At 53.9% G+C, this 24880-nt stretch carries 18 protein-coding genes and 1 pseudogene; 16 read left to right on the top strand and 3 right to left on the bottom strand.

What is annotated here, in order from left to right; all coding sequences use genetic code 11:
• The first annotated feature begins 197 nt into the window (after positions 1-197).
• From ihfB to CXK96_RS01035, 15 genes and pseudogenes are all read left to right on the top strand, one after another.
• Positions 198-482, top strand: coding sequence for an integration host factor subunit beta (ihfB, locus tag CXK96_RS01105; RefSeq protein WP_019340642.1), 285 nt, complete (start codon positions 198-200; stop codon positions 480-482).
• Between the two features lie 186 nt (positions 483-668).
• Positions 669-2217 (top strand): annotated as a pseudogene (locus CXK96_RS01100) (MBL fold metallo-hydrolase RNA specificity domain-containing protein).
• 194 nt (positions 2218-2411) lie between these two features.
• On the top strand, positions 2412-3515 hold the full coding sequence (locus tag CXK96_RS01095; protein ID WP_336442429.1) for a glycosyltransferase family 2 protein: 1104 nt from the start codon (positions 2412-2414) through the stop codon (positions 3513-3515).
• A gap of 113 nt (positions 3516-3628) precedes the next feature.
• A complete protein-coding gene (locus CXK96_RS01090) occupies positions 3629-4636 on the top strand; it encodes a glycosyltransferase (RefSeq protein WP_102834673.1) in 1008 nt (335 codons plus the stop codon).
• The gene (locus CXK96_RS01085; protein ID WP_102834672.1) at positions 4636-5775 is read left to right on the top strand and encodes an FAD-dependent oxidoreductase; all 1140 of its coding nucleotides are present in this window, start codon (positions 4636-4638) and stop codon (positions 5773-5775) included. Before CXK96_RS01090 ends, CXK96_RS01085 begins: the two co-directional genes overlap by 1 nt.
• 17 nt (positions 5776-5792) lie before the next feature.
• Complete coding sequence (locus CXK96_RS01080; protein ID WP_102834671.1) at positions 5793-6587, top strand: NAD(P)-dependent oxidoreductase; 795 nt, start codon at positions 5793-5795, stop codon at positions 6585-6587.
• Complete coding sequence (locus CXK96_RS01075; protein WP_102834670.1) at positions 6584-7420, top strand: sugar phosphate isomerase/epimerase family protein; 837 nt, start codon at positions 6584-6586, stop codon at positions 7418-7420. The genes CXK96_RS01080 and CXK96_RS01075 overlap by 4 nt, the downstream gene beginning before the upstream one ends.
• On the top strand, positions 7417-7773 hold the full coding sequence (locus CXK96_RS01070) for a DMT family transporter (RefSeq protein ID WP_102834669.1): 357 nt from the start codon (positions 7417-7419) through the stop codon (positions 7771-7773). Before CXK96_RS01075 ends, CXK96_RS01070 begins: the two co-directional genes overlap by 4 nt.
• Before the next feature lie 11 nt (positions 7774-7784).
• Positions 7785-8603: a glycosyltransferase family 2 protein gene (locus CXK96_RS01065; protein ID WP_256061683.1), complete on the top strand. Its 819-nt coding sequence runs from the start codon at positions 7785-7787 to the stop codon at positions 8601-8603.
• A gap of 86 nt (positions 8604-8689) precedes the next feature.
• The gene (locus CXK96_RS01060) at positions 8690-11563 is read left to right on the top strand and encodes a hypothetical protein (protein WP_102834668.1); all 2874 of its coding nucleotides are present in this window, start codon (positions 8690-8692) and stop codon (positions 11561-11563) included.
• The gene (locus tag CXK96_RS01055) at positions 11553-13211 is read left to right on the top strand and encodes a hypothetical protein (protein WP_102834667.1); all 1659 of its coding nucleotides are present in this window, start codon (positions 11553-11555) and stop codon (positions 13209-13211) included. Before CXK96_RS01060 ends, CXK96_RS01055 begins: the two co-directional genes overlap by 11 nt.
• Entirely contained in the window at positions 13208-14632 is a 1425-nt protein-coding gene (locus tag CXK96_RS01050) for a flippase (RefSeq protein WP_102834666.1), read from the top strand. Before CXK96_RS01055 ends, CXK96_RS01050 begins: the two co-directional genes overlap by 4 nt.
• Positions 14633-15215: 583 nt before the next feature.
• Complete coding sequence (locus tag CXK96_RS01045) at positions 15216-16175, top strand: UDP-glucose 4-epimerase family protein (RefSeq protein WP_102834665.1); 960 nt, start codon at positions 15216-15218, stop codon at positions 16173-16175.
• Positions 16176-16179: 4 nt separating this feature from the next.
• The gene (locus CXK96_RS01040; RefSeq protein WP_102834664.1) at positions 16180-16728 is read left to right on the top strand and encodes a sugar transferase; all 549 of its coding nucleotides are present in this window, start codon (positions 16180-16182) and stop codon (positions 16726-16728) included.
• 357 nt (positions 16729-17085) lie between these two features.
• Entirely contained in the window at positions 17086-19098 is a 2013-nt protein-coding gene (locus CXK96_RS01035) for a polysaccharide biosynthesis protein (protein WP_102834663.1), read from the top strand.
• Between the two features lie 305 nt (positions 19099-19403).
• Here CXK96_RS01035 and CXK96_RS01030 read toward each other — a convergent pair whose 3' ends face one another.
• The gene (locus tag CXK96_RS01030; RefSeq protein ID WP_102834662.1) at positions 19404-20606 is read right to left on the bottom strand and encodes a CaiB/BaiF CoA transferase family protein; all 1203 of its coding nucleotides are present in this window, start codon (positions 20604-20606) and stop codon (positions 19404-19406) included.
• A 337-nt stretch (positions 20607-20943) separates the two neighbouring features.
• On the opposite strand from CXK96_RS01030, the gene acs reads away from it, so the two are divergent.
• A complete protein-coding gene (gene acs / locus CXK96_RS01025) occupies positions 20944-22902 on the top strand; it encodes an acetate--CoA ligase (protein WP_102834661.1) in 1959 nt (652 codons plus the stop codon).
• Positions 22903-22950: 48 nt separating this feature from the next.
• Here the strand turns inward: acs and CXK96_RS01020 are convergent, their stop codons facing one another.
• Positions 22951-24072: a mechanosensitive ion channel family protein gene (locus CXK96_RS01020; protein WP_102835017.1), complete on the bottom strand. Its 1122-nt coding sequence runs from the start codon at positions 24070-24072 to the stop codon at positions 22951-22953.
• Positions 24073-24205: 133 nt separating this feature from the next.
• A complete protein-coding gene (locus CXK96_RS01015; protein ID WP_256061678.1) occupies positions 24206-24574 on the bottom strand; it encodes a rhodanese-like domain-containing protein in 369 nt (122 codons plus the stop codon).
• Between the last annotated feature and the right edge of the window lie 306 nt (positions 24575-24880).

The following is a 24880-nucleotide window of genomic DNA, read 5'->3' as shown; positions in this document are numbered from 1 at the left end:
CTTTTTTTTGCCCTCAAAGTCGTCGAAGCGGAGGCGGTTATCGCACCGGAACGCTTCTCCCACTCAGCACGCTTTAGTGTAGGAGTGCAACACAAGCGTGAATCGGTTCCCTTGGTCGGGCTGTTCAAACTCTAAACAACATGCTACAAACGAGCGCAACCCAAATGATCTAGCCGCTTGAAAACGAAGGGAAAACCATGACCAAGTCGGAGTTGATCGAGCGTATCGTCACCCAGCAAGGGCTGCTTTCGTCCAAGGATGTGGAGCTGGCAATCAAAACCATGCTCGAGCAGATGGCTCAGGCATTGGCCACCGGTGACCGCATCGAAATCCGCGGCTTCGGCAGTTTTTCCCTCCATTACCGCGCGCCCCGCGTCGGTCGTAACCCCAAAACCGGCCAATCCGTCCCGCTCGATGGCAAATTCGTCCCGCATTTCAAGCCAGGGAAAGAGTTGCGTGATCGAGTGAACGAAGACGAGTGAGCACATCGCCGCTGCCGGCAGGTGGCAGCGAGTTTCGCTAACTAGAGCCTAGTGCAGGCCTAAATTCGAAAAGTTCCCAAGCGCCGTAACATTTTTCTAGCCCGCACTTGGTGTGAGGTTAAGCGCATGGCAAAATGCGCCGCTTTTGCGAAGCCGCTCACATCGCTAGGTTAAGGGAACTAACCGATGTCGTATCCACAGATCGTCCATCATGGCGCCGTCAACGGCGTGACCGGCTCATGCCATGAATTGTATGCAGATCCCGCACACAGCTACTTGATCGACTGCGGCTTATTCCAAGGGGCCGATATTTCCAAAGATGGAAAATCGGGGCAGGGCAGCCTTGATATCGAATTCCCGCTGGATAGTGTCCGGGCACTAATCGCAACGCATGTGCACAATGACCACGTCGGCCGCATACCTTACTTGCTTGCCGCTGGTTTCGACGGTCCGATCCTTTGCAGCGAACCCTCAGCCAAGCTACTGCCCATCGTTCTTGAAGATGCTTTCAAACTTGGGGTCAGCCGCGACCAGAAACAGGTCGAGCGCTATATAGCGCTAGTTGAGCAACGCATCATCGCGCTGCCTTACAACACTTGGTTCACCTTGCGCGACGCGGACGATCTCGTATGCCGTATTCGCTTGCAGCGAGCAGGGCATATCCTCGGCTCTGCCTATGTCGAATTCGACCTCGCTTATCCAAAGACTGGCGAAAAGAAGCGGGTTGTGTTCTCCGGTGACCTCGGTGCACCACACGCTCCGTTATTACCAGCACCCAAGTCTCCGTACGGTGCGGACATTCGTGTCATCGAAACTACGTACGGTGATCGCCAGCACGAAGATCGCCGCACTCGCCGGCAGCGCCTCGAAGCTGTAATAGAAAAAGCGTTGAAGGACCAAGGTACGGTTCTAATCCCAGCCTTCAGCATCGGCCGCACCCAGGAATTGCTCTACGAGCTTGAAGCGATCATTCACCAGCAAGACCAAACAGCGTTCTGTTGTAGGAGCGAGCTTGCTCGCGAATAGCCCTGGTGATGCGACAAATACAGTGAACTGGCCCGAACTCCCCATCATCCTCGACTCGCCATTGGCCAGCCGCTTTACTGCAGCTTATCGAGAACTCCAGCCCTTCTGGAATCAGGAGGCGCTCAAGCGTGTACAATCCGGCCGCGGTCCACTGTGCTTCGAGCAACTAATAACTGTCGATAGCCACTGCGCCCATATGCGCATGGTCCAGCATCTTGCGCGTACCGCTCGTCCGGCCATTGTGATTGCCGGTAATGGCATGTGCTCCAGTGGCCGTATCGTCAAATACCTGAAAGCCATGCTGAGCAATGCAAGGCACAACGTGTTGTTGGTCGGTTACCAGGCAGCAGGCACGCCAGGGCGCGCAATTCAGGCTTATGGGCCTGCGGGCGGCTACGTCGATATCGACGGTGAGAGGCTAGACATAGAGGCCGGCATTGAGAGCATCGGAGGTTGTTCCGCCCATGCGGAACAGGATGGGTTGGTGCGATTTGTAACCGGGATGCGAAATAGGCCATCCCACATTCGCATCGTTCACGGTGAGGCGAAGGCTAAACAGGCTTTAGCAAAAAACTCATGCTCATTATCGAGCAGGCAGGTGAAACAGCCGAGATCGCTATTCCATGATGTCACGTGGCGGAAGACGCAGACAAAAAATAACGGAAAGTTCCAGCCACCACCGGCTCTGTCCTCCGAGGTCATGCTGTAACCCGCCTACGCAGCTTGCATTATGCAGAGGATTAGAAGAAATGAAATTCAACCTAGTAATATCAGTCGATAACCATGGCGGAGACCATACTCCGATGATCCAGCGTCTCGCGTGTAATGCTCGCCCGGGATTCGTGATTGCTGGTAATGCCAGCCAGGTTGCAGGTGCTGCTACTATGAACAGAGGGTTAATTCGTGATCTTTTTACGCGAAAATGCGCAGCCCGTTGCGCCGGACGGTAACTATTATTCGTCTGAATTACATTATTGTATTGATGCGTCTGCCCAGCTTGGGGGGAAAGTCTCCGTGCCCGTATATACTCCTGTTTTCTCTTCTACTGCCGCTCAAGATCAAAAGTATCCGCACTCAACTCGCAGTAGCCCGCATGTTGCAATACTGATGTGTAGCTACAATGGCGAACGTTTCTTGGCCGAGCAAATCGACTCGTTTGAGCGGCAAACGCATCGTAACTGGAGTCTGGTTGTTTCTGATGACGGGTCTCAAGATAGCACATTGAATATTTTGCAGGCTTACATCGATAGCTGGGGCCAAGAGCGAGTTAAAATTGTTCAAGGACCACAGAGAGGCTTCGTTAAAAATTTCCTTTCTCTGACATGCCGCACAGATATAAACGCAGAGTTCTTTGCTTGGGCAGATCAGGACGATATATGGTCCGAAAATAAACTACACGCAGCACTAGCCTGGTTACAGGCAGTCCCCAGGCATATTCCTGCACTTTATTGCAGTCGCACCAAGCTGATAGATGAGTCAGGCGCGCCGATTGGATACTCTCCAAGGTTTCGTTTGCCACCGAGCTTCTCCAATGCTTTAGTTCAAAATATCGGTGGCGGCAATACGATGGTTTTTAATAAGGCTGCATGTCATCTTATACAGGAGGCCGGCAATAACCTTGATATTCCCTCTCACGATTGGTGGGCATATCAGCTGATTTCGGGTGCAAGTGGGATAATCTACTACGACCCAGTTCCCAGAGTTCTTTACCGTCAGCACGATGGGAATCTGGTTGGCAGTAATTCCAGCTGGCGCGCGCGATGCCAGCGTTTAAGCATGGCCGTAAAAGGACGTTTCTACGAATGGAATTCCCAGAATATACATGCCCTTGAAACTATGTATCACCGTCTTGCAGGAGAGAGTCAGATGACGTTGAAACACTTTAAGACTGCTCGGAACAAAAGACTGTATCAAAGAATTTCAGGGGTTGTGCGTGCTCGTGTATATCGGCAGAGCTTCTTTGGGAATGTGGGGCTTATGCTGGCAACTTTAATAAAAAAAATATAGGTTCGTGAATGTAGCAGTTAGACAATTCCTATTGTATACGATGAGCTAGTGGCATCTAAGTGCGGGCGATTAAGCTTGGCAGCTACCGTATTTCAACTGTTAAGAAGGGCTTTATGGTGCCATTTTTATCTGTAGTTTTTGTTGTTAGAAACCAATCTAATATTATCGAGAATGTGCTGTCTGATGCGGCGGCTATAATTACCAGTCTCGTGAGCGACTACGAGCTGATTATAGTTGACAATGCGTCAGAAGACGACAGTATCTCCGTGATGAAATGTCTAACAGGCGAAGATGGTTTTGCTAATTTACAAGTCTATGCGCTCACCAAGGAAGTCGATACCGATACCGCTTCGTGGGTTGGGCTGGAAAATGCTTTAGGCGATTTTGTCGTGGTCATTGATCCTTTGGTGGACGACCTCAATTTCCTGCCAGAAATGCTCGATAAAGCTGTTAGAGGCTCCGACGTAGTATTTGCCAACAACGACCAGAAACCACCGCAAAGCCTGGCATACCGAAGCGCTTATGCGTTATTCCATGGGTTGTATAGCTGGTTCAACGGCGTCCACCTAGCCAAGGAAGCACCGCAGTACCGGATGCTGAGTAAGAGAGTGATCAACTTCATTCTTCAGCACCCGCAACCGGCGATCACCTATCGCCACTTGCCGGCAACCGGTGGTTTTGCCCGCTCTTACCTCACGTACAGCGCAACACCAAAAGCCACACGTCCTAAGCGCCTGGGAGAAAGCATTGATCGCGGCATGCGCCTGCTCGTTTCCACCACGCGTGCACCGATGCGTCTGGTCACAACGCTCTCGATGTTTGGGGCCATCGCCAATCTGATCTATTCCATCTACGTTGTCGCCATCGGTGTTCTTAAAGCCGACGTTGCACCCGGCTGGATCAGTTTTTCGCTGCAACAGTCAGGTATGTTCTTCCTGATATCGCTCGTGCTTCTCGTGCTGGGTGAATACATCCTGAACATGGCCAGTCTGTCCAATGAAGGACCGCTCTATCATGTTGGTCAGGAGTTTACGAGTGCTCGCATGACTCGCCGCGAAAAACTCAACATTGAACATGTTGCAGACGCTCCCATAACCGTTTCCACCCACAGGGCCTCCTAATGTCGGATCTTGAATCCAGCCAGGATGCGGTAGTCATTGGTGGTGGTTTCTATGGGGCGGCGATTGCCATTTATTTGGCCAAACAACGCGGCTTCAAACGGATAGTGCTAGTCGAGCGCGAAGCGGCCTTAATGCAGCGCGCGTCTTATAACAATCAGGCTCGCGTCCATAACGGTTATCACTATCCGCGCAGCTTTACCACGGCCTACCGAAGCAGGATCAACTTACCCAAGTTCCTCCAAGACTGGCCACAAGTTGTTCGCCAGGACTTTACCAAGCTCTACGCGATTGCACGTAGCAACTCGAAGGTAACCGCCAAACAGTTTGAACGATTCTGTCGGGAAATCGGTGCACAAACTCAGCCAGCTCCCTCTGCCTTGCGAGCGCTATTTGAGCCTCGACTGATCGAAGACGTCTTCTTAGTCCAAGAATACGCCTTTGATTCGACCAGGCTGGCGGGGTACATCGAGCATGAGCTCAAACAGCACTATGTAGAAATCCACCTCAACAAGCGAGTGATGAAAATCTCGCGAGGCGCACAGCATCCACTGCAGGTCGTGACTAAGTCCGAGAACGGGAAGGAAGAACTGATCTTGTGCCGTTATGTCTTCAACTGTACATATAGTGGACTCAATCAGTTCGATGGCGATTTCTCCGGCGTATGCTCCGGTCTCAAACAGGAAATTACTGAGATGGCATTGATGCACATGCCCGACTCCCTTAGAGAGCTGGGCGTCACTGTCATGGACGGGCCGTTCTTTTCGATAATGCCGTTTCCGGCTCGCGGCTTGCATACGTTGTCACATGTTCGCTACACACCGCATTTGAATTGGAAGGATGTGCGGGGGATCGATCCGTATGAAAGGCTCAAACAGTACCAGCACCAGAGTCGGGTCGATCGCATGGTCCGTGATGTCGGGCGATACATGCCGGCAGTACTTGAGGCCAAGCATGTCGATTCGCTGTTCGAAGTAAAAACCGTGCTGGTGAAAAATGAAGGTGACGACGGGCGCCCTATCCTGTTGGAACGACATAGCAATTTGCCAGGCTGTTACTCGGTGCTTGGCGGGAAAATAGACAATATTTACGATGTGCTTGAAACGCTCGATGCAGAACCCCTGTCTCCTGCTCCCTTCTAGAACACCCCGGAGATATAATGAACAACGCGCTTATCGGATTCACTGGCTTCGTTGGGGGGACACTCCTAAAACAAACTCAGTTCGAGTCGCTCTACCGCTCGACCAATATTTGCGACATTGACGGCCAGTCTTTTAGCACGGTTGTTTGCGCCGGCGCCCCTGCGCAAAAGTGGATTGCCAATCGTGATCCCGAAGCCGATCAAAGGAAAATCGATGAACTGATCGCGCACTTGGCAACCATCAAATGCCAGACGTTCGTTCTGATCAGCACTGTGGATGTATTCAAAACCGCGCTGGATGTGGACGAAGACACGCCCGTCGACGAGACTGACCTGCACGCGTATGGCCTCAATCGCCGCCGCCTGGAAAAGTTTGTCGAAGGTCATTTCTCCGAATATCTGATCGTTCGCCTGCCCGGCCTGGTCGGCCCAGGATTGCGCAAGAACGTGATTTTCGACTTCCTGAACAATAACAACCTGCACGCTATCGACAGCCGAGGGGTGTTCCAGTTCTATCCGATGGTCAACCTTTGGTTCGACATCGAAACAGCCCTGAAAGCCAACCTCAAGCTGATTCACTTGACCGCTGAACCCATCAGCGTGGCCGATATTTCCGCGCTGGGCTTCGGCAAAGCGTTTGATAACAGTCTTGCCAATACCGCGGCAACCTATGACATGCGAACCAAGCATGCCGCGCTGTTCGGTGCATCGAGCGCTTATCAATACAGTGCCCGTGAAACCGTTCTGGCGGTCAGAAGCTACGCGCAGTCAGACACCCCAACCGTGAAAGCTGCCGCAGGTGCCAAAGCATGAGGCTAGCTATCTCCAATATCGCCTGGGACACGGCAGAGGATGAGATCGTCTTTCGACTCTTGAAGCGTTTCGGTGTCGATGCGATAGATATCGCCCCCGGCAAATACTTCCCCGACCCTGCCAGTGCTTCGGTTCAGGAAATCACCTACGTGAAAGACTGGTGGGCAGAGCGCGGCATTGCCATCACTGGTATGCAGGCGCTGCTGTTTGGCACCTCGGGATTGAATCTTTTCGGTTCGCAAGATTCCCGAGCCGCCATGCTCAAACACCTGAGCGCCGTATGCCGCATTGGTGGAGGCCTGGGCGCAACTCGCCTGGTGTTTGGTTCTCCTAAGAATCGTGACAGAACCGGGCTGGACGACCAGCAGGCGCTGGACATGGCGGTGCCCTTTTTCAGAGAACTGGGAGGTATTGCGCAGTCATATGGAGTGATCATTTGCCTAGAACCTAACCCGACCTGCTACGGCGCCAACTTCATGACCAACAGCGCGCAAACCGCTGAGGTCGTGAGACAGGTTGCGCACCCGGCGATCAAAATGCAATTCGACACGGGCGCCTTGCAGATCAATGGCGAGGACCCTATGACTGTGCTGAAGAATTGCGTAGCATTGATCGGTCACGTTCACGCCAGCGAACCAGACTTGGTGACACTGGGTGATGGCGGGACTGATCATGGGCGCATGGTTACCGCGATCAAGCGCTTTTTAGTAGACCCGGTGGTATCGATCGAGATGCTGGGGACCAAAAACGAACTGCACCATGTCTCGATTGAACGGGCTCTGAGAGTGGCGACGCACCATTACCGTTTTCAACGCGCTGGAGCAGAACAATGAAATGGTTCATTTTAATTATTGGTATTCTTTCCAATGCCTCGGCTAGCGTTTTGATCAAGATGGCCATGATGGCTCCGCGTGAGTTTCCATCCCTTAGCGATCCGATGGCGGCCTTGAGCAACTGGCCGTTCTGGCTGGGGCTAGGTCTATATGGCGCGGCATTCCTGTTTTACGCCGCAGCCCTGGCGCGGCTTCCCCTGTATGTCGCTCACCCTGTTTTGACTGCAGGGGCGGTTGCAGCTGTAGCCATGTCCTCGATTTTGATTTTTCGTGAACCCTTCCACTGGACAACAGGGGCTGGGATCTTATTGGTAATTGCTGGCGTTGTACTGATTACAGCTCGCGTAGCTTGAAGGTATACACAATGATGTCCCCTGATATTGCACCCGCTTTGCGTGAATCCTGGCAAGTCCCGTCCTTCGAAACATCAATGTGGCTGGGTCGGCAACACCCTTGGTGCGTGGTGATTCCAGTTATCAACGAAGGTAACAGAATCAAAAATCTTCTGGCGAGAATGGCGGCGGTCCATGTCTCTGACATTGCTGACATCATTATTGCGGACGGTGGCAGTACGGACGGTTCGCTGGAGTTCGACGAACTGCAGCGTATAGGTGTTCGCGGCCTGGTGCTCAAGACCGCATCGGGGAAGCTCAGCGCTCAACTACGATGTGCATATGCCTTTGTACTCGATCAGGGCTATGAAGGTGTCGTTACCATCGACGGCAACGACAAGGATGACCCGGATGCGATCCTGGCGTTCATCGAAGCACTCAAGCGAGGCGCGGACTTTGTTCAGGCTTCTCGATTCGTAGCTGGGGGAATGGCTGAAAATACGCCGAAATCCAGGGATTTCGCTATCCGTTACATCCATGCTCCGATTCTGAGCATAGCTTCCGGCTTCGCTTGGACCGATACCACCCAAGGATTCCGTGCCTACAGCCGCAAGATGTTGATCGATCCTAAGGTCTCAATTTTCCGTGACGTCTTTTCGAACTATGAATTGCTGGCCTATCTTTCCTATCGTGCACCGCGCCTGGGCTTCAAATGCATCGAACTACCAACTGTTCGGCGCTACCCGAGGGGTGAGGTCCCAACAAAAATTAGTGCTTTTCGTGGAAACATCGAAGTTTTCATGACGCTGATCAAGGCGTGTATTGGCTCCTATAATCCTGAAAAATATTAGGGTAGAAGCGTACGCTTGAAATTCCTTGTTAATTCAAATGTGCAGTGGCTTATACAAATTCATCAGGATCTTTATTTGTACGCTTTATGAAATCTGATAGTCATCAATTAAAAAATCTACACACAATAGAGAAGGCTCTATGTTTTTCCATTTTTCTCTTGCTTTTGATCTTGTTGGTCATTTACACGCTGAAAAAGTCGACCTTCTTCACAAGCATCCCTATTGATGGCGCGTTCCAGCACATCAATCCCCTGCGTCGTATCGCAGCAGGCGAGCTTCCGGGAAGAGACTTTCAGGTTTTTCACGGGCTGGTGATTTCCTATTTTCACTATCCAATATATGCATTGTTTGGAAAGACGCTATTTGCTTCTGAAATTTCACGCTATCTCATTAACGGTCTATGCGCTTTCGCTGCTGTACTGGCCATTTTTGGTGGCTTGAGACGCCCCGTTGTGGCGCTGGGGCTTTCTGCCTTTTTTATTATCGCCACAAAGCTGGCAGGTATATTCTGGCTCACCGACCCTTTCGGCGACGCCTATTCTTCTCTTGCTGTCAGAACATTTGTACCTGCACTTTGTCTAGGTTACCTCTTTTACATTAACCGAAAGAAGAAACTATCCAGCGATCGGACTTTTTCGCAAATTGTTCTTCCTCTGATCGCTTTCTGCTCCGTGGCAATGATTATTGCGACGGAGCAGGGGATGGCGCTCTCTCTGGCGACCGCGAGTGCCCTGATACTGGTTCACCCAGGGCAACCCAAGTGGTATATCCGTGTACGTGACACAGTGCTGTTTTGCGTGATCACCCCGCCAGTGTATGTGGCAATCATCTATGTCATTACCTTTGGCCAACCAGGCCAGGCTATCAGTTTCTATTTGACTGACTTGCCGGCCGACCAGTTCTGGTACTTCGGTGCGTACCCAAATATCTTTCCAAAGGATTTTGCGTCTCTGTTTTTTGTGCCGGGAACCCGTCGTCCATTCTTAAACTACATTCTTATATTCATTGCTATTGTTCTAGTACTCTTTTCATTTTTTAGATCAGAAGACAAGATCAAAAAAAATGAATGCAGAATCTGGATGCTCGGACTGGCCTATGGCTGTGTGGCGCTCATTTCCAATTTAGGCATGATTTCCAGTCATTATTCGGAAGCAGTCACTCGCGTCGCTTGTGCGATCATTATTGTGTTTTCGTGGACCTTAATCGAACGTCGGCTGTCTTCGGAGAACGTCTCTCGCTTTAGAATCCTGTCGCTCTGCGGTATGCTGTTTTTTGTAATATTTTCACCGTATAGCCTGAAAGGCTTTGTCCCTTCCGCCTTCAGTTTCAATCAGGACTACAGTAGCGTAGCTATGGAGAAACGCTACTCAGGCGTTATCCCTGTGGGCGGAGAGTACAGAAACCTGTTCTCCATTGCGTCCACCGTTATTCCTCCGAAAACCTTACTGGGCGCTCAGGTCGGACAGACTGAAGCGCTTCTGCATAAACGTCAGACCTACCTAATCTTCCATAACCCTCCAGCGGTGCTGGTCGACTTGATCAGCGATGGAACAAAGATTGAGGTGAACGGAAAGCCGGAGAAAGTCGAGCAGGTTTCGCCTTCGCACTTGCTGTCCACGTATTCGGGGAAAGATAAGAGCTTTCACTATCGGTATGAAAATCCTAAATTGACCGCCCGGAGGGAATCTTCGACCCCGTTCTACTCAAAAAGGACAGGTATCTGGGTGAACGGTATTGCCAGCCTGCAGGTTGATAAGAGCAGCTGCTTGATGGTTGGCGAAGCCAAGCAATTGGCTAACGTCAGCAAATACCGCGTTGTTCAGTTTCCGAATGAAGCTTTCGAACGCCACGTCACCTCCATCTACAGCAACATCGCATGTGTTGATGGGCCTCCACTGGAACCTTACGTACACGGTTTCCCTCAGCAATTCATAGTTAAGTCGGCCATCGAGTTTTCGTCAGATGAGTTCATGCTGAAAAAAAGCACGGCCATCAAAAAAGTACCGAAACTGGCGGCTGAATGGCTGTACTTCAATGAACTAGGGTCGAAGTATCCAGGTATACATGAGCAAGATGAAGTTACCTCTGATTCCAATAGAAAGAACAGCAGGCCTTTCCCGCCAAAATCAGAGTACGGCCAGAAAGCTGGCGCAGGTAGGTATTTTGAAACCTGGTCTCCAGAGTCATGCCGTTACGATGAGCGCCCAACTCTCTGGTCTACCTACACCGGCTTTTTTGAATTGGAGTCGAATTCGGTTAACCAGGGGGGCGTTGATTACATCATTCATGCACTTGGACAAAAGAGAAGGGCTGATTACCTGAGTGCTTTTAAAATTTCCAAGCCGACCTTTGTTCATACATTGCGTCCGTCTTACACGGCGTATGAGCGCTGGATCCAGACGTCGACCTGGAAATTTTACGAAGAAATTCTTGCCAACTATGAGGTTGTCCGAAAGACCGATTACAGTTTGATCTGGCGCCGAAAAAGCGATCTCTCGAAAACCAGCAATTGGGTTGACAGTCCAGACCAGCTCTGCCAGTCGAAATTCGGCCCATGGATAGCACCCAAAACGTCTTGGGACGGTGAACTGGCTTTAGTGAAAGACTCCCACTCAATGGACTTGGAGCCGCTGGCAGTCAATCAGTTCGATCAGGATCAGGTGTACGTAGTTGAAGTGACATATTCGATTGAAAATCGCCTCGCGAAAGTTCCCATGTTCGGCAAGGTGGCGCGCTACTTTATCAAACCGATCGGGACAAACACGCCAATGCCCGTTTCTTTGCCACCCTATGAGAACAAGGTCGTTTTCCCTCTTGTCGTGTCGCCAGGTAAAACACCGACACTGCAGTTCGAAACAATATCCTTGTTCGGTCAGGCTGGTTTTTCTGTGAAGTCGATCAAGTACCGCAAAATCGTGAAGAATGGTGAGGCTTACAAGGAAGTAATACTTGACCACTGAGAATAGATACTGGGGCGTGGGGGATAATCTTTGCTTGACCACGGTCATCTGGATCGTAACGTATCTACTTGGTGTCGCCTTCATCTGTTTCCTTCCCCCTTGGGAGGGTTACGATGAGGTGGCACACTACTCTTACGCCCAGCAGCTAGCTGATACAGGAGAGGCGCCCTCTTTACAACAAGGCAGATTGGCAAAGGGGGTTGAATCCTACAAACGCTTGGCGCCAATGCCTTACAGCACAACGCTACCATTTGATGAAAATGGTGGCGTTACCTACCGTTCATGGTTTTCCCAGGGCGACGCTTCAAAAGCTCTTGCGCATGGGCAAAACGCCCACAAACGGTTTTTTTCTCCGGGCACGGCCAGTAACTGGCAGGCTCAGCATCCTGCACTTTATTACCGGTTGCTCGCGCCTTTGGTATCGATGACCGCCGATCTCTCGTGGGCTGCCCAGTTATTCATTCTGCGCCTGATGTCTTGGTCGCTGGCCTTTACCGGCTTGGTGATTTCGCTATGGTCCACGGCCAGAGCCATCAACGTCATACGCCCGGAACTTAATGGTGTGTATGCCAGGATTGCGCTGGCATGGCCTCTTTTATTTCCAGGCTTTTTTCCGGAGTTTGCACGTTTGGGTAATGATTCCCTGGTGCTGCTATTGCTTTCTATGGTGTGGGCGCTGTTGGTCCAATTTCTTATCACCCCGCTACGCCTTTACTGGTATCTCGGGCTGGGCGTGCTGCTCGGGCTGGGCGGACTGACCAAAGTGACATTCCTACCAATATCGGCTGCGATTTTCGGATGGCTGTTGTGGATGGGAGCTCTGGCGCCTGGCTGGAAACAACGCATACGAAGCTGGTCAGGTGCTCTGTTAGTCATTGCGATCTACTTCGTGTTTACCGGAGAAGGTTATTTGACCAATCTTGAACAACGTCGCTCTTTGAGCGGACTTGTTGAGTTATCTGGAAGCCAAGCGCCAAGTGCCTCTTTTTGGTTCGGAGCCTTCCAGCACCCTATTGAGGTGATCAAGGGTGTGCTTGGCATCGGTATGACATTTGTATGGGGCGGCACTGCCTCAAGTGCTTACCCGCCGGTCCTGTTCGTTCTACCTGCGGTGCTTTGGTTTGTCGCTCTGGTCGGATGTTCCGTGGACGTGCTCAAGGGCAGAAGCCGTGACTTGGCCATACTGGCTCTGTTGATCGTCGCCACCGTAACCGGCGGGCTTATCTACTATCTGTTAGTGCGTATCGCGGTGACTGGGGTCGGGGCGGGCGCCCCAGGCTGGTATCTGCACACACTGATAGCGCCAATGAGTCTTTTGTTGGCTGGCGGCTGGCACTTCATCCAAGCGCGCATTTCGTTCTCTCGGGCTATCTGGCGAATTTGGCTCATTTATATGGTGTGTTTCGGGCTTGGCATAGGGTGGCTGCAACTGACCTTGTTCACCGGTTGTTCATTCAAAACCGCCGACAGTCGAACCTATTCATTCAGCGACCCGGTCTGCCTGGTCGATGCTCCAAGACTGTACCAGCGCCTTGACATGCTGACATACCCGGCGCCAGGGTTTCTTCTATTAGGACTGGCACTCAGTCTCATCAGTTGGGTTGTCTGGTATTCGCGCAATGCCTCAGCGAACAAAGACACACGATGATCTTTCGCAACAGCTTTCTAAGCCTCGCCTCGCTGGCAATCCCTCTTTTAGTAGGCTTGCTAACCGTTCCATATATTATCAATGATTTGGGTCTTCAACGCTTTGGCGTGCTGACTCTGATATGGGCAGTCATTGGCTATGCCAGCCTCTTCGATCTTGGAATTTCTAGAGCGCTCACCAAACGTGTTGCAGCCTTGCAGGGACGAATGCCGAGGCTCCGCTCCGTGGTTCGTTCAGGCTTGTGCCTGATGGCGCTTTTCGGCGTAGTCATGGGGCTACTCACTCTAGTAGTGACACGCCAGTTCGATTACCAGCGCTTTGGTCTAGGTAAAGACGAGTTCGACCTAAGCGTGCTGCTACTGGCCGCGAGCATTCCGCTCGTGATCATTAGTGGCGGTCTTCGCGGGATACTGGAAGGGCTTCATCGATTTTCGGTGGTATCTACGGTGCGTCTCGGCTTTGGGCTCGTCACCTTTATCGCACCAGTTTTTGTTCTAGGGTCGGCGCCTAGAATTGACTACATTATAGCAATCATGCTTTGTGCGCGATTCGTTGGAATGCTAGTCATGGCATGGAGCTGCCGAACTTATCTTCCAAAAGGAAACGTGAGCCAATCAAGACGCAGGGTAGAGTTGCGCAATATGCTGACCTTTGGTGGCTGGATAACGGTGTCAAACCTGGCAAGTGCCTTGATGTTGTACATGGACAGATTTTTTCTAGCGTCGAGTTCCTTTGCGTCCTCTCTCGCACTTTATACCACTCCTTATGAGTTCGTCACCAAGCTATTCATTCTCCCTTCAGCCTTGAGCAGTGTGCTGTTTCCGTACATGGCTCGATGTACCAAGTTTGTTGGCATAAGTAACCAACTGTTAATCTTAGGTAGTGCCATCGTACTAGCGTCTGTCACTCCGGTTGTTGCTCTGATCATTCTGTTTGCACCAGAACTTCTAGGTTGGTGGGTTTCACCCGAGTTCAGCCGTGGGGCAGCACCGACGCTAAGAATTCTGGCGATCGGGGTGATGTTCAACTGCCTAGCCCAAATTTTCCAGACGTACCTTTTGGGGCGTGGTCATGCAGCCTGGATGGCAAAGATGCATCTCGTGGAACTCGTTTTGTTTTTGCCGCTGCTGTATGTCAGCATCCAGAGCTTCGGTATTGAAGGGGCCGCCTGGGCCTGGACGCTTCGGATCCTCGTCGACTCAATAGGCCTGGCCTCTATGTTGGAGAAACTGCGACTTCCGACAAGCCAGCATTGGTGGGCACTGGCGGCAAGCATCATGGCTTCGTGCCTGATCTTTGCCTGCTCAGCTATGGACGCTTACAGCAAAATGGTGCTGCTGGCGGTTTTGAGCATTCTGTGTTCTGCGGGTGGGCTCTGGGTCACTCGGCGTTTGCTTGCGATTGCCAGAACGACAATCTAAATCGCCCCGGTTTTGCGATTGTCTGGAACATCGGGTAATTAGGGCGCTCCGCGAATTAAGGCACAGCGCGCTTTTGTGCCAGCCATCAAGCGGCTGGCTCGCCAGGTCGGGAAATCTAAGCCAGGCTCCGACTGGCGGTTTGGTGGCGTTTACAGTTACGGTTGATGTAGAGCAGGTATCGCATGCACTGGCGTTTATTCGACAAAGCTGCATTGCCCCGGTGATAGAAAAGTCCGAACAGGCTTTGGCGAGAGCGTTTAGATACGCATCTGAGCAGCATAGCAAACACTGGATATTGCTATTCCAAGATATGGCGTAGCAGACAATCAGCGAAATGATGAGCGATAAGGCGAGCAGTTGTAGTGGTCGCTGAGTCTTGTGATACCAGCTCTAGACTTGTATCAAATTAAGGATTTTAACGAGTGAAGTTAATCTCTGTCATCTTATCGGGGGGACGCAGCAGCCTCTGGCCTGCCCTTCGTGAAACTCATCGCCAATCCCTTCACCATTCTGCCGGTTGGGCAGAACATAGTTCAAAAGGTCCTATATCGACCTTATCGCGAACTCGTGTAATGGGGGTGTCATGCGCGTACTGGTGACCGGTGCGTCAGGCTTTTTGGGTTCGGCATTGGTACCGGTGCTGAAGCAACAAGGACACGAAGTGGTCGCTACGACGAGACGTGCGGTATCTGCACCGGTCCAGGCGGTCGAATACCGTGTTGTCGGAGACCTGAACGGCGCCTCTGAATGGGATTCGCCATTACAGAACATCGACGTTGTGGTCCATACAGCCGCACGTGTTCATGTGATGGATGAGTATAGCCGTGACCCGTTAAGTGCCTTTCGCCAAGTCAACGTTTTCGCGACGCTAGGCTTAGCGCGCCAAGCCGCCCAAGCTGGTGTGCGGCGCTTCGTGTTTATCAGCTCTATCAAGGTATCGGGTGAACAGACCCGTCCGGGTACTCCGTTTCGCGCCGACGATATTCCTGGCCCCATTGATCCCTACGGAATATCAAAGTTGGAGGCGGAAGTCGGTCTATTGGCGCTAGCAGCTAGAACCGGTATGGAAGTGGTGATCGTCCGCCCGCCATTAATTTATGGCCCCGGAGTGAAGGGGAATTTTGCGAGCATGATCAAGTTGGTGGAGAAGGGGCTTCCGCTCCCGCTCGGTGCCATCCACAACAAGCGCTCCCTAGTGGGAATCGGTAATCTTGTCGATCTGATCACCCGCTGCCTCAACCATCCAGCCGCGGCCAATCAGATGTTTCTCGTAAGCGATGGCCAAGATCTTTCCACTACCGAGTTACTAAAGGGCGTGGCTGAGGCCATGGGTAAGCCAGCACGGTTGGTTCCGGTGCCGGCAGGCATGCTTCAGCTCGGCGCAACGTTGCTAGGCAAAAAGGCGATGGCCCAAAGGCTGCTCGGCTCGTTGCAGGTGGATATCAGCAAGACGCGCGAAATGCTGGACTGGACGCCTCCTTACCCAGTGGATGAAGGGCTCAAGTACTGCTTCGAGTCTTCCAATAGCTTAGCAACCAGGTGAACGTTTGATTCGTACTTTTGATTTGATCCTTTCGCTGCTGGGTTTGGTGGTGGGTTTTCCGGTGTTGCTGGCGTTGACGATAATTGGCCTGTTCGACACCGGCTCTCCTATTTTCCGGCAGGTGCGTGTCGGTCGTTATCAGCAACCCTTTACGCTGGTTAAGTTCAGGACCATGAGGGTCGATACCGCCTCGGTTGCTACGCATCTGGCGAGCCGCACGTCTATTACCCGTTTCGGCCATTTTCTTCGCAGGACCAAGCTGGATGAGTTGCCCCAGCTGTGGAACGTGATGAAAGGCGAGATGAGCCTGGTCGGGCCGCGGCCAGGGTTGTTCAATCAGCTTGAATTGACCGGCGAACGTGCCAAACGTGGAGTTTTCGAAGTTCGCCCGGGGATCACCGGGCTGGCGCAGGTGAGCGACATAGATATGTCCACACCGGCGTTGCTGGCTGAGACTGACCAGCGGATGATCCGCAGCCTTACGCTGTTGGCATATTTCAAGTACATCTTTATGACCGTGGCAGGCAACGGCGCGGGTGATCGAGTTCGGTAAGGTAGTAAACCGAAAGTCGTTAGCGGCGAGTCTGCAGCCCTTCCGGCGCATTCGTCGTGGACTATGCTTTCGGCTCGATTTTTCAAAATCCAGGGCGCACGATTTGCGATCGTAGCGAGGGCTTTCCGCCCATAGGACTTCTATAGATTGACAAGCTTTTGTAGATGGCCGCCCTTAGCACCTAAGATCTGTTCGCCAACTGGTAGTAGCTTCGGCTAAGTCGGGACAATTGCTCTATTTTCAGCGTTGCAGCCGGATATCACTCGCCAGTCTGTTGTCTGGATTCTGTCAATGAATCTTTATTGGTTTTCGTTGCTTGGTACCGGGCGGCTTCAGGCCGCTATCTGAGGCATAAATATGTTGAGGTTGGCTGAAAAGCTGCGTGCACATTTGGTGCGTTTGCCTAGGCGGCAGAAGCGTTTGGTTCAGGTTGCCACAGATGTGCTGTTGGTCTGGCTATCGCTATGGCTGGCGTTTTTCGTCCGGCTCGGTGAACCCGATTTCGTCGAGCCGCTAGGGCGGCACGCATGGTTGTTTGGCATTGCGCCATTGTTGTCATTGCCGTTTTTTATCCGTTTGGGGATGTACCGCGCGGTGATGCGCTATTTTGGCAATGACGCATTAGTGGCCATAGCCAAGGCCGTCACGCTATCGGCTTTGCTTCTGGCGCTGGCGATCTATTGGCGAACCGACGCGCCCAAGCTGATTCCCCGCTCGATGGTGTTTAACTATTGGTGGCTGAGTTTGGTTTTGATTGGGGGGTTGCGGCTCCTGATGCGCCAGTACTTCTTGGGCGACTGGTTCGCCGCCGGGCAAACGCTGGGTTTGAATCGTCGTGATACAGGGCTGACCAGAATTGCCATCTATGGTGCCGGGACAGCTGGCAATCAGTTGGCAGCGGCGTTGCGCCTCGGTCGGGTAATGAGGCCCGTCGCGTTCATTGATGACGATCCCAACCTGGCCAATCGAGTCATCGCAGGTATTAGGGTGTATTCGCCAAAGCACATTCAACAGATGATCGACGAGACTGGCAGTGACGAGATTTTGCTGGCCATTCCGTCAGCATCCCGTGCGCGGCGCCGGGAGATATTGGAGACGCTTGAGCACTATCCGCTTCACGTTCGCAGTGTCCCTAATTTCATGGATTTGGCAAGTGGACGGGTGAAGGTCGAGGACATCCAGGAGGTGGATATCGCCGACCTGCTGGGTCGCGATGCCGTGCCGCCGCAGCAAGCGTTGTTCGAAAAGTGCATTCTCGGCAAGGTTGTTATGGTGACTGGCGCGGGCGGCTCGATAGGTTCGGAGCTATGCCGGCAGATTCTTTCCAACAAGCCGAAGATGTTGCTGTTGTTCGAGCATAGTGAGTTCAATCTCTACAGCATTCATATCGAACTGGAACGAACGATTGAGCGCGCTTCGCTGCCGATCAGGCTGGTTCCGATTTTGGGTTCAATTCGAAATCCAGAGCGCCTGCTGGACGTGATGCGCACCTGGCAAGTGGAGACGATTTATCACGCGGCGGCCTATAAGCATGTGCCGATGGTGGAGCACAACGTCGCCGAAGGCGTTTTGAACAACGTGCTGGGCACCTTGAACACGGCCCAGGCCGCCGTGCAGACGGGTGTGGCCAACTTCGTGCTGATCTCCACTGACAAGGCGGTGCGACCTACCAACGTAATGGGCAGTACCAAGCGGGTAGCTGAGATGATCCTACAGGCGCTGAGCCGCGAGACGGCGCCGGTACTGTTCAATGCGGACGGCGCGGTGCATCACGTCAATAAGACACGGTTCACCATGGTTCGCTTCGGCAATGTGCTGGGTTCTTCAGGGTCAGTGATCCCTCGGTTCTATCAACAAATTCGCGGCGGCGGGCCGGTGACGGTGACCCACCCCAAGATCACCCGTTACTTCATGACCATTCCTGAGGCGGCGCAGCTTGTTATTCAAGCGGGCTCCATGGGGCAGGGTGGCGATGTGTTCGTGCTGGACATGGGGCAGCCAGTGATGATCGCTGAATTGGCTGAAAAATTGATTCATCTGTCCGGCCTTAGTGTACGTTCGGAAAAATGCGCGCACGGGGACATCGCGATCGAGTTCACCGGTTTGCGTCCAGGCGAGAAGCTGTATGAAGAACTGCTTATCGGCGATAACGTGAGCCCGACCGAGCACCCGATGATCATGCGGGCCGATGAGGAGTATTTCACCTGGGATGTGCTGCGCGGTGTGCTGGCCAAGCTGCTCAAGGCCGTAGAGCAGGATGATTATCCGCAGGTTCGGGTACTGCTGCGCGAGGTGGTGAGCGGCTATGTGCCTGAGGGTGAAATTGTTGACTTGATTTATCAGCAGCGCAGGGTAGGTCCGACTGAGTAGGCATATTGGCCTGGCTGTAAGCTGCCACCACCGCGGGCCTAGCTTCCCATAGGTTGTAAGAGCGTTGCCTTCCTCTGGTGTCATAGAGAGATGCCGCTTCGGCGTGAAGCTATTTCGGTTTGCTGGCGGCTTATCACGCGTACAGCTGATCCCGCGCATTGCATGTAGCGGGTTTTGGCCATGACGAAGTCATGTCACGCAGCGGATAGCTGCCGCCTCGTTGAGTGGGTGACGCTTCTCCATCAAACATTTAACGCTGTCACAGTGGATGAAAAAACGTCATCCACCCTACGAAGGTCCGCGTGTTAGGTGATGCCTCGTTCGCGCAGCCCTCGAACCTGTTCATCACTTAGCCCAAGCCCAGCTAATACGTCTTCGGTATGTTCACCTAGCTGCGGGCCACCTGTGCCGATGCGTCCGGGGGTGCGGCTGAGTTTGGGGAGTACGCCAGGGACCTTGAGCGGGCCGACTGAGGTTTGGACTTGCTCGATCATTCTGCGCGCGAGGTAATGCGGGTCCTGGACAATGTCTGCGGCGGTGTACGGGTAGCCGGCCGGAACGCGTGCCGCTTTCAACGCCTCGATCACTTCGTTACGTTTGTGTTTTATCGTCCATTCGCCGATGGCCGCGTCGATGAGTTCGGCCTGCTGAGCGCGGCCGTCGTTATGGGCGAAGCGCGGATCGTCGGCCAGATCCTGACGGCCAATTAGGTTCATCAAACGCTTGTAGATGCTGTCGCCGTTACCGGCGATCAGCACATAGGCGCCGTCGTTGCACGGGTAGGAGTTCGAGGGCGTGATGCCGGGCAGGGCGCTGCCGGCGGGCTCGCGAATGTAGCCAAAGGCATCGTATTCCGGCACCAGGCTTTCCATCATGCCGAATACCGACTCGTAGAGCGCCACGTCTATTTCCTGGCCTTTGCCGCTGCGGTTGCGCTCCTGCAGTGCGAGCAACACGCCGATCACGCCATATAGCGATGACAATGAGTCACCAATGCTCACCCCCACGCGCACGGGCGGTTGGCCTGGATAGCCGGACAGGTGGCGCAGGCCGCCCATAGCCTCACCAATCACGCCAAAGCCGGGCAGGTCGCGGTAGGGGCCGGTCTGGCCGTAGCCGGAGATGCGCAGCATGATCAGGCGTGGGTTGAGCCTGGATAGTTCATCCCACCCCAGACCCCATTCTTCGAGCGTACCGGGCCGAAAGTTCTCCACCACTACATCGGCTTCGGCGACTAGCTGACGGACGATGTCCTGGCCTTCGGCGGCTTTCAGATCCAGAGTCAAGGACTGTTTGTTGCGCGACTGTACGTGCCACCAGAGCGAGGTGCCGTCCTTGAGCTTGCGCCATTTACGCAGCGGATCACCAACGCCCGGTGGCTCGATCTTGATCACCTCGGCGCCGAACTCGCCAAGCATCTTGCTGGCGAAGGGGCCTGCAATCAGCTGGCCCATCTCGATGACCTTGAGGCCATGCAGGGGCAAGCTGTTCTCACTCTGTTCGTGCATATCAACACCTATGCCAGGCCGATTAATCTTCGAAGGATGACCGCGCATCATCCTGCAGGCAATGAGCGAATCGCTGGGGCTGGATGGTTGTGACGTTACGTTGGCTGGGTTTGTGCGTAGAGACATCCAGCCGAGAGGAGCGGCTGCGTGCGCTTCGACTGAAGCGTCTATGCTCTATCACAGCAGTGCGTTTCTGCAGGTTCAAGGCTTGCAGGGGCGCGGTAGCCCCACATGGATAAATGTGACGTCTGCCAGGCGCTTGGTGTGATTCGTAGGGTTCGCCTGTGAGACAGGGTTATTCGAGACGATAACAAGACCGACGAATGAGGTATTCGCCATGAGTGCTGCGTCCCTGTATCCGGTAAGTCCAGAGGCGGCGGCTCAGTCGCTGACCGACGAAGCCACTTACAAAGCCATGTATCAACAGTCAGTAGTCAACCCTGACGGCTTCTGGCGCGAGCAGGCCGAGCGCCTCGATTGGATCAAGCCGTTCACCCGAGTTAAACAGACCTCCTTCGATGACCATCATGTCGACATCAAGTGGTTTGCCGATGGCACGCTGAACGTATCAGCCAACTGCCTGGACCGGCATCTCGACACCCGGGGTGATGACATTGCGATCATCTGGGAGGGTGACGACCCGGCAGATCATCGTGAAATCACCTACCGCGAGCTGCATCACGAAGTCAGCAAGTTTGCCAACGCGCTACGTGGGCAGGATGTGCATCGGGGCGACGTGGTCACGATCTACATGCCGATGGTTCCAGAGGTGGCGGTTGCAATGCTGGCATGCGCGCGCATCGGCGCTATCCATTCGGTGGTCTTCGGTGGTTTCTCGCCGGAAGCCTTGGCCGGACGGATCATCGATGGCAAGTCCAAGGTGGTGATCACGGCTGATGAAGGGCTGCGCGGCGGCAAACACGTGCCGCTGAAGGCCAATGTGGACGAGGCCTTGACCAACCCGCAAACGCGCTGCGTGCAGAAAATCATCGTGGTGCGGCGCACCGGTGGCGACATCCGCTGGCACCCGCATCGCGACATCTGGTACGAGGATCTGATGCGCGTGGCTGGGGATGTATGTGCGCCAAAGGAGATGGGGGCGGAAGAACCGCTGTTCATCCTTTATACGTCCGGCTCTACCGGCAAGCCGAAGGGCGTGCTGCATACCTCCGGCGGTTATCTGCTATATGCGGCACTGACCCACGAGCGGGTGTTTGACTACCGGCCCGGCGAGGTCTACTGGTGTACCGCCGACGTCGGTTGGATCACCGGGCACAGCTATATTATTTATGGCCCACTGGCCAATGGCGCTACCACCCTGATCTATGAGGGCGTGCCCAACTATCCGGATGTCACGCGGATCGCCAGGATCATCGACAAGCATCAGGTGAATATCCTCTACACCGCGCCGACTGCGATTCGTTCGATGATGGCCGAAGGGCCCGCGGCGATGGAGGGCGCCGATGGTTCGAGTCTGCGTTTGCTCGGCACCGTGGGCGAACCGATCAATCCGGAGGCCTGGCATTGGTATTACAAGACGGTCGGCAAATCGCGTTGCCCGATCGTCGATACCTGGTGGCAAACCGAGACGGGCGGCATCCTGATCAGCCCCTTGCCTGGCGCGACTGCACTGAAGCCCGGGTCGGCGACGCGGCCTTTCTTCGGCGTGGTGCCCGGGTTGGTAGACAATCTCGGCAACCTTCTCGAAGGGGCTACCGAAGGCAATCTAGTTATCCTCGATTCCTGGCCTGGGCAGATGCGCAGCATTTATCGAGATCACGATCGCTTCGTCGACACCTATTTCAAGACCTTCCGCGGCATGTATTTCACGGGTGACGGTGCTCGGCGTGATGAGGACGGTTACTACTGGATCACCGGGCGAGTCGATGATGTGCTGAACGTGTCCGGGCATCGCATGGGCACCGCGGAAATCGAAAGTGCGATGGTCGCGCACCGCAAAGTGGCCGAAGCGGCGGTGGTTGGCGTACCGCATCCGCTCAAGGGGCAGGGGATTTACGTGTACGTGACGTTGGTGGCGGGCGAGGAGCCCTCCGATCAATTGCGCCAGGAGTTGCAGCAGTGGGTACGCAAGGAAATCGGGCCAATTGCTGTGCCGGATGTAATCCAATGGGCGCCGGGCTTACCCAAGACGCGTTCAGGCAAGATCATGCGTCGCATCCTGCGCAAGATCGCCACTGACGAACACGATGCGTTGGGTGATATCTCGACCCTTGCTGATCCAGGCGTGGTACCGCAGTTGATTGAAACGCACAACCAGATGCGCGCTATGAGTTGATAGGCAGTGACTCCCGGCCATCGGGCCGGGGGTCACCCGAACCTAAGCTCACCCGTTGGTCATCGCGTTTTGCGTCTCATGGTTGGCTGCTGGTTTGTCTTTCGGCACACCTGCTACGGTCAGCTCGGGAAATTTTCCGCCGACGAACTCGACACTGCGGGTCGGGAAGGCGAACTGCAAGCCCATCTCGCGTATGCCATCGAGCAGCTGCAGGTTGATCTCTTGCTGGGCGTCCATGTAGGCGTTGTAGTCCGAGACCTGCATGATGTACACGACTTCAAAGGTCAGCTGGCTATCATCGAAGGCCAGGAAATGCGCTCGGTCGAAGTTGGCGTTTTCCACGCCATCAACGATCCGCTTCACCAGCGCCGAGACTTCGCGCACCTTGTCGGACGGTGTGTTGTAGGTGATCCCAAACTTGAACACGATGCGGCGTGTGTTCATACGCTTGTAGTTGTGCAGGATCTGCTTGAGTAGATCTGCGTTGGCGCACACTACCTGCTCGCCGCTCAGGCTGCGAATGCGGGTGGTCTTCAGGCCGATATGTTCGATATTGCCCGCCACCTCACCAAACACGACGAAATCGCCGATCTCGAAAGGCTTGTCGATCCCGATCGAAAGCGAAGCGAAGATATCGCTGAGCAGAGTCTGCACTGCCAGGGCGATGGCAATACCGCCAACCCCCAGGCTGGCCACCATGGCTGTGATATCTACACCGAGATTGGCGAGGATCGACAGCAGCATCATCGTCCAGACAACGATGCGTACCATGATCCCGATGATTGTTGTGGTGACCGGATTACGCGTCTTGCCGTCGTGAGTCAGGCTCTCCATCCAGAGGCGGACGGCGGTGTCCATCCACAGTGCTATCTGGAACGCCAGCGCGATAAACCAGCCGTGCGACATCGCCGCTTCCCATCGCTCCGGCAGTTGAACGGCCTTCAGCGCGATCAGCAGTGACAGGGCGATCAGCAACAGGTGGCTGGTGCGGCTCAGCATCTCCGCGGCGATGCCAACGAAGCCGCTCCTGGAGCCCTTCGCCAGCTTGCGAAGACGGTTGGTGATGATCCGCAGGACGGTCTGCAGGATGAGATAGCTGGCAATCGTGATGCCAGCAATTATGGCGATGTTGATCCAAAGCTCTTCGTCCAACATCACATCCCAATTTATCAAGTCATTTCCTCCCGACATGCGCGACCAAGCGCTTAAGCAGTGGCTCCTGTTTCAGTAGCCACTGCAGCGCATTAGTTCCCACTAGAGAGGCCGGTGAAGCGAGGAAGGCCGGTGGTGAGGGCGTGTGCGATCAGCGAAGCGGTGCGAGTTCTTTCAGCTCCTGGTAACCGCCAGCATTGAAAACCTGGGTATAACCCAGCTCCTGTAGCAGATCCTGCGCGGCTGAGGCCCGGCGGCCGCTGCGGCAGTAGAGCACCACGGGAGCATCCTTGTCAGGGGCTACAGCGGCGATGCGCTCCGCAAGATCTTCCGTCTCGATACGCGTAGCGTCAGGCAACGCGCCTTCTGCGAACTCTTGTTCGGTGCGCACGTCGATCAAGACGCTGCTAGGGCGCTGCAACGCGTCCAGCGCGGCTGACTGATCGACTTGAGCGGCACTGGCGGCAGCGGTCGCAACCGTTGCAATGATTAAAGTAAGCAGGTGGGACAGGACTTTCATCGGAGGCCTCATTCTGGCGGTGTCAACTAATCAGCCGAGTGAGGTTCGGCAAGATCAGAATCACGGCGGTGGCGAACAGGATCATCGTAGCCTGTCTGACCTTTTTGTGTTTGAACATGATGGCGGCCTTTTAATTATTCTGGTTGTTCTGGCGGATCAGCAGCGCTGTTCCAGACCGATCTCGAGCTTGGAGGTTTTTACTCAAGCTTCGGCGTAAGGAAAGCAATATGTGGGCCACGCAAATGTAAGGGGCGATGCACCGAGGCCTGCTCTACCAAATGTCGCTCCGCTTGTAGGCGTGCTGGC

This window comes from Stutzerimonas stutzeri (assembly GCF_002890895.1).
GTDB lineage: Bacteria > Pseudomonadota > Gammaproteobacteria > Pseudomonadales > Pseudomonadaceae > Stutzerimonas > Stutzerimonas stutzeri_AB.
Note: the sequence above shows the minus strand (reverse complement) of the source record. Positions and strands in the feature narration are given on the sequence as shown.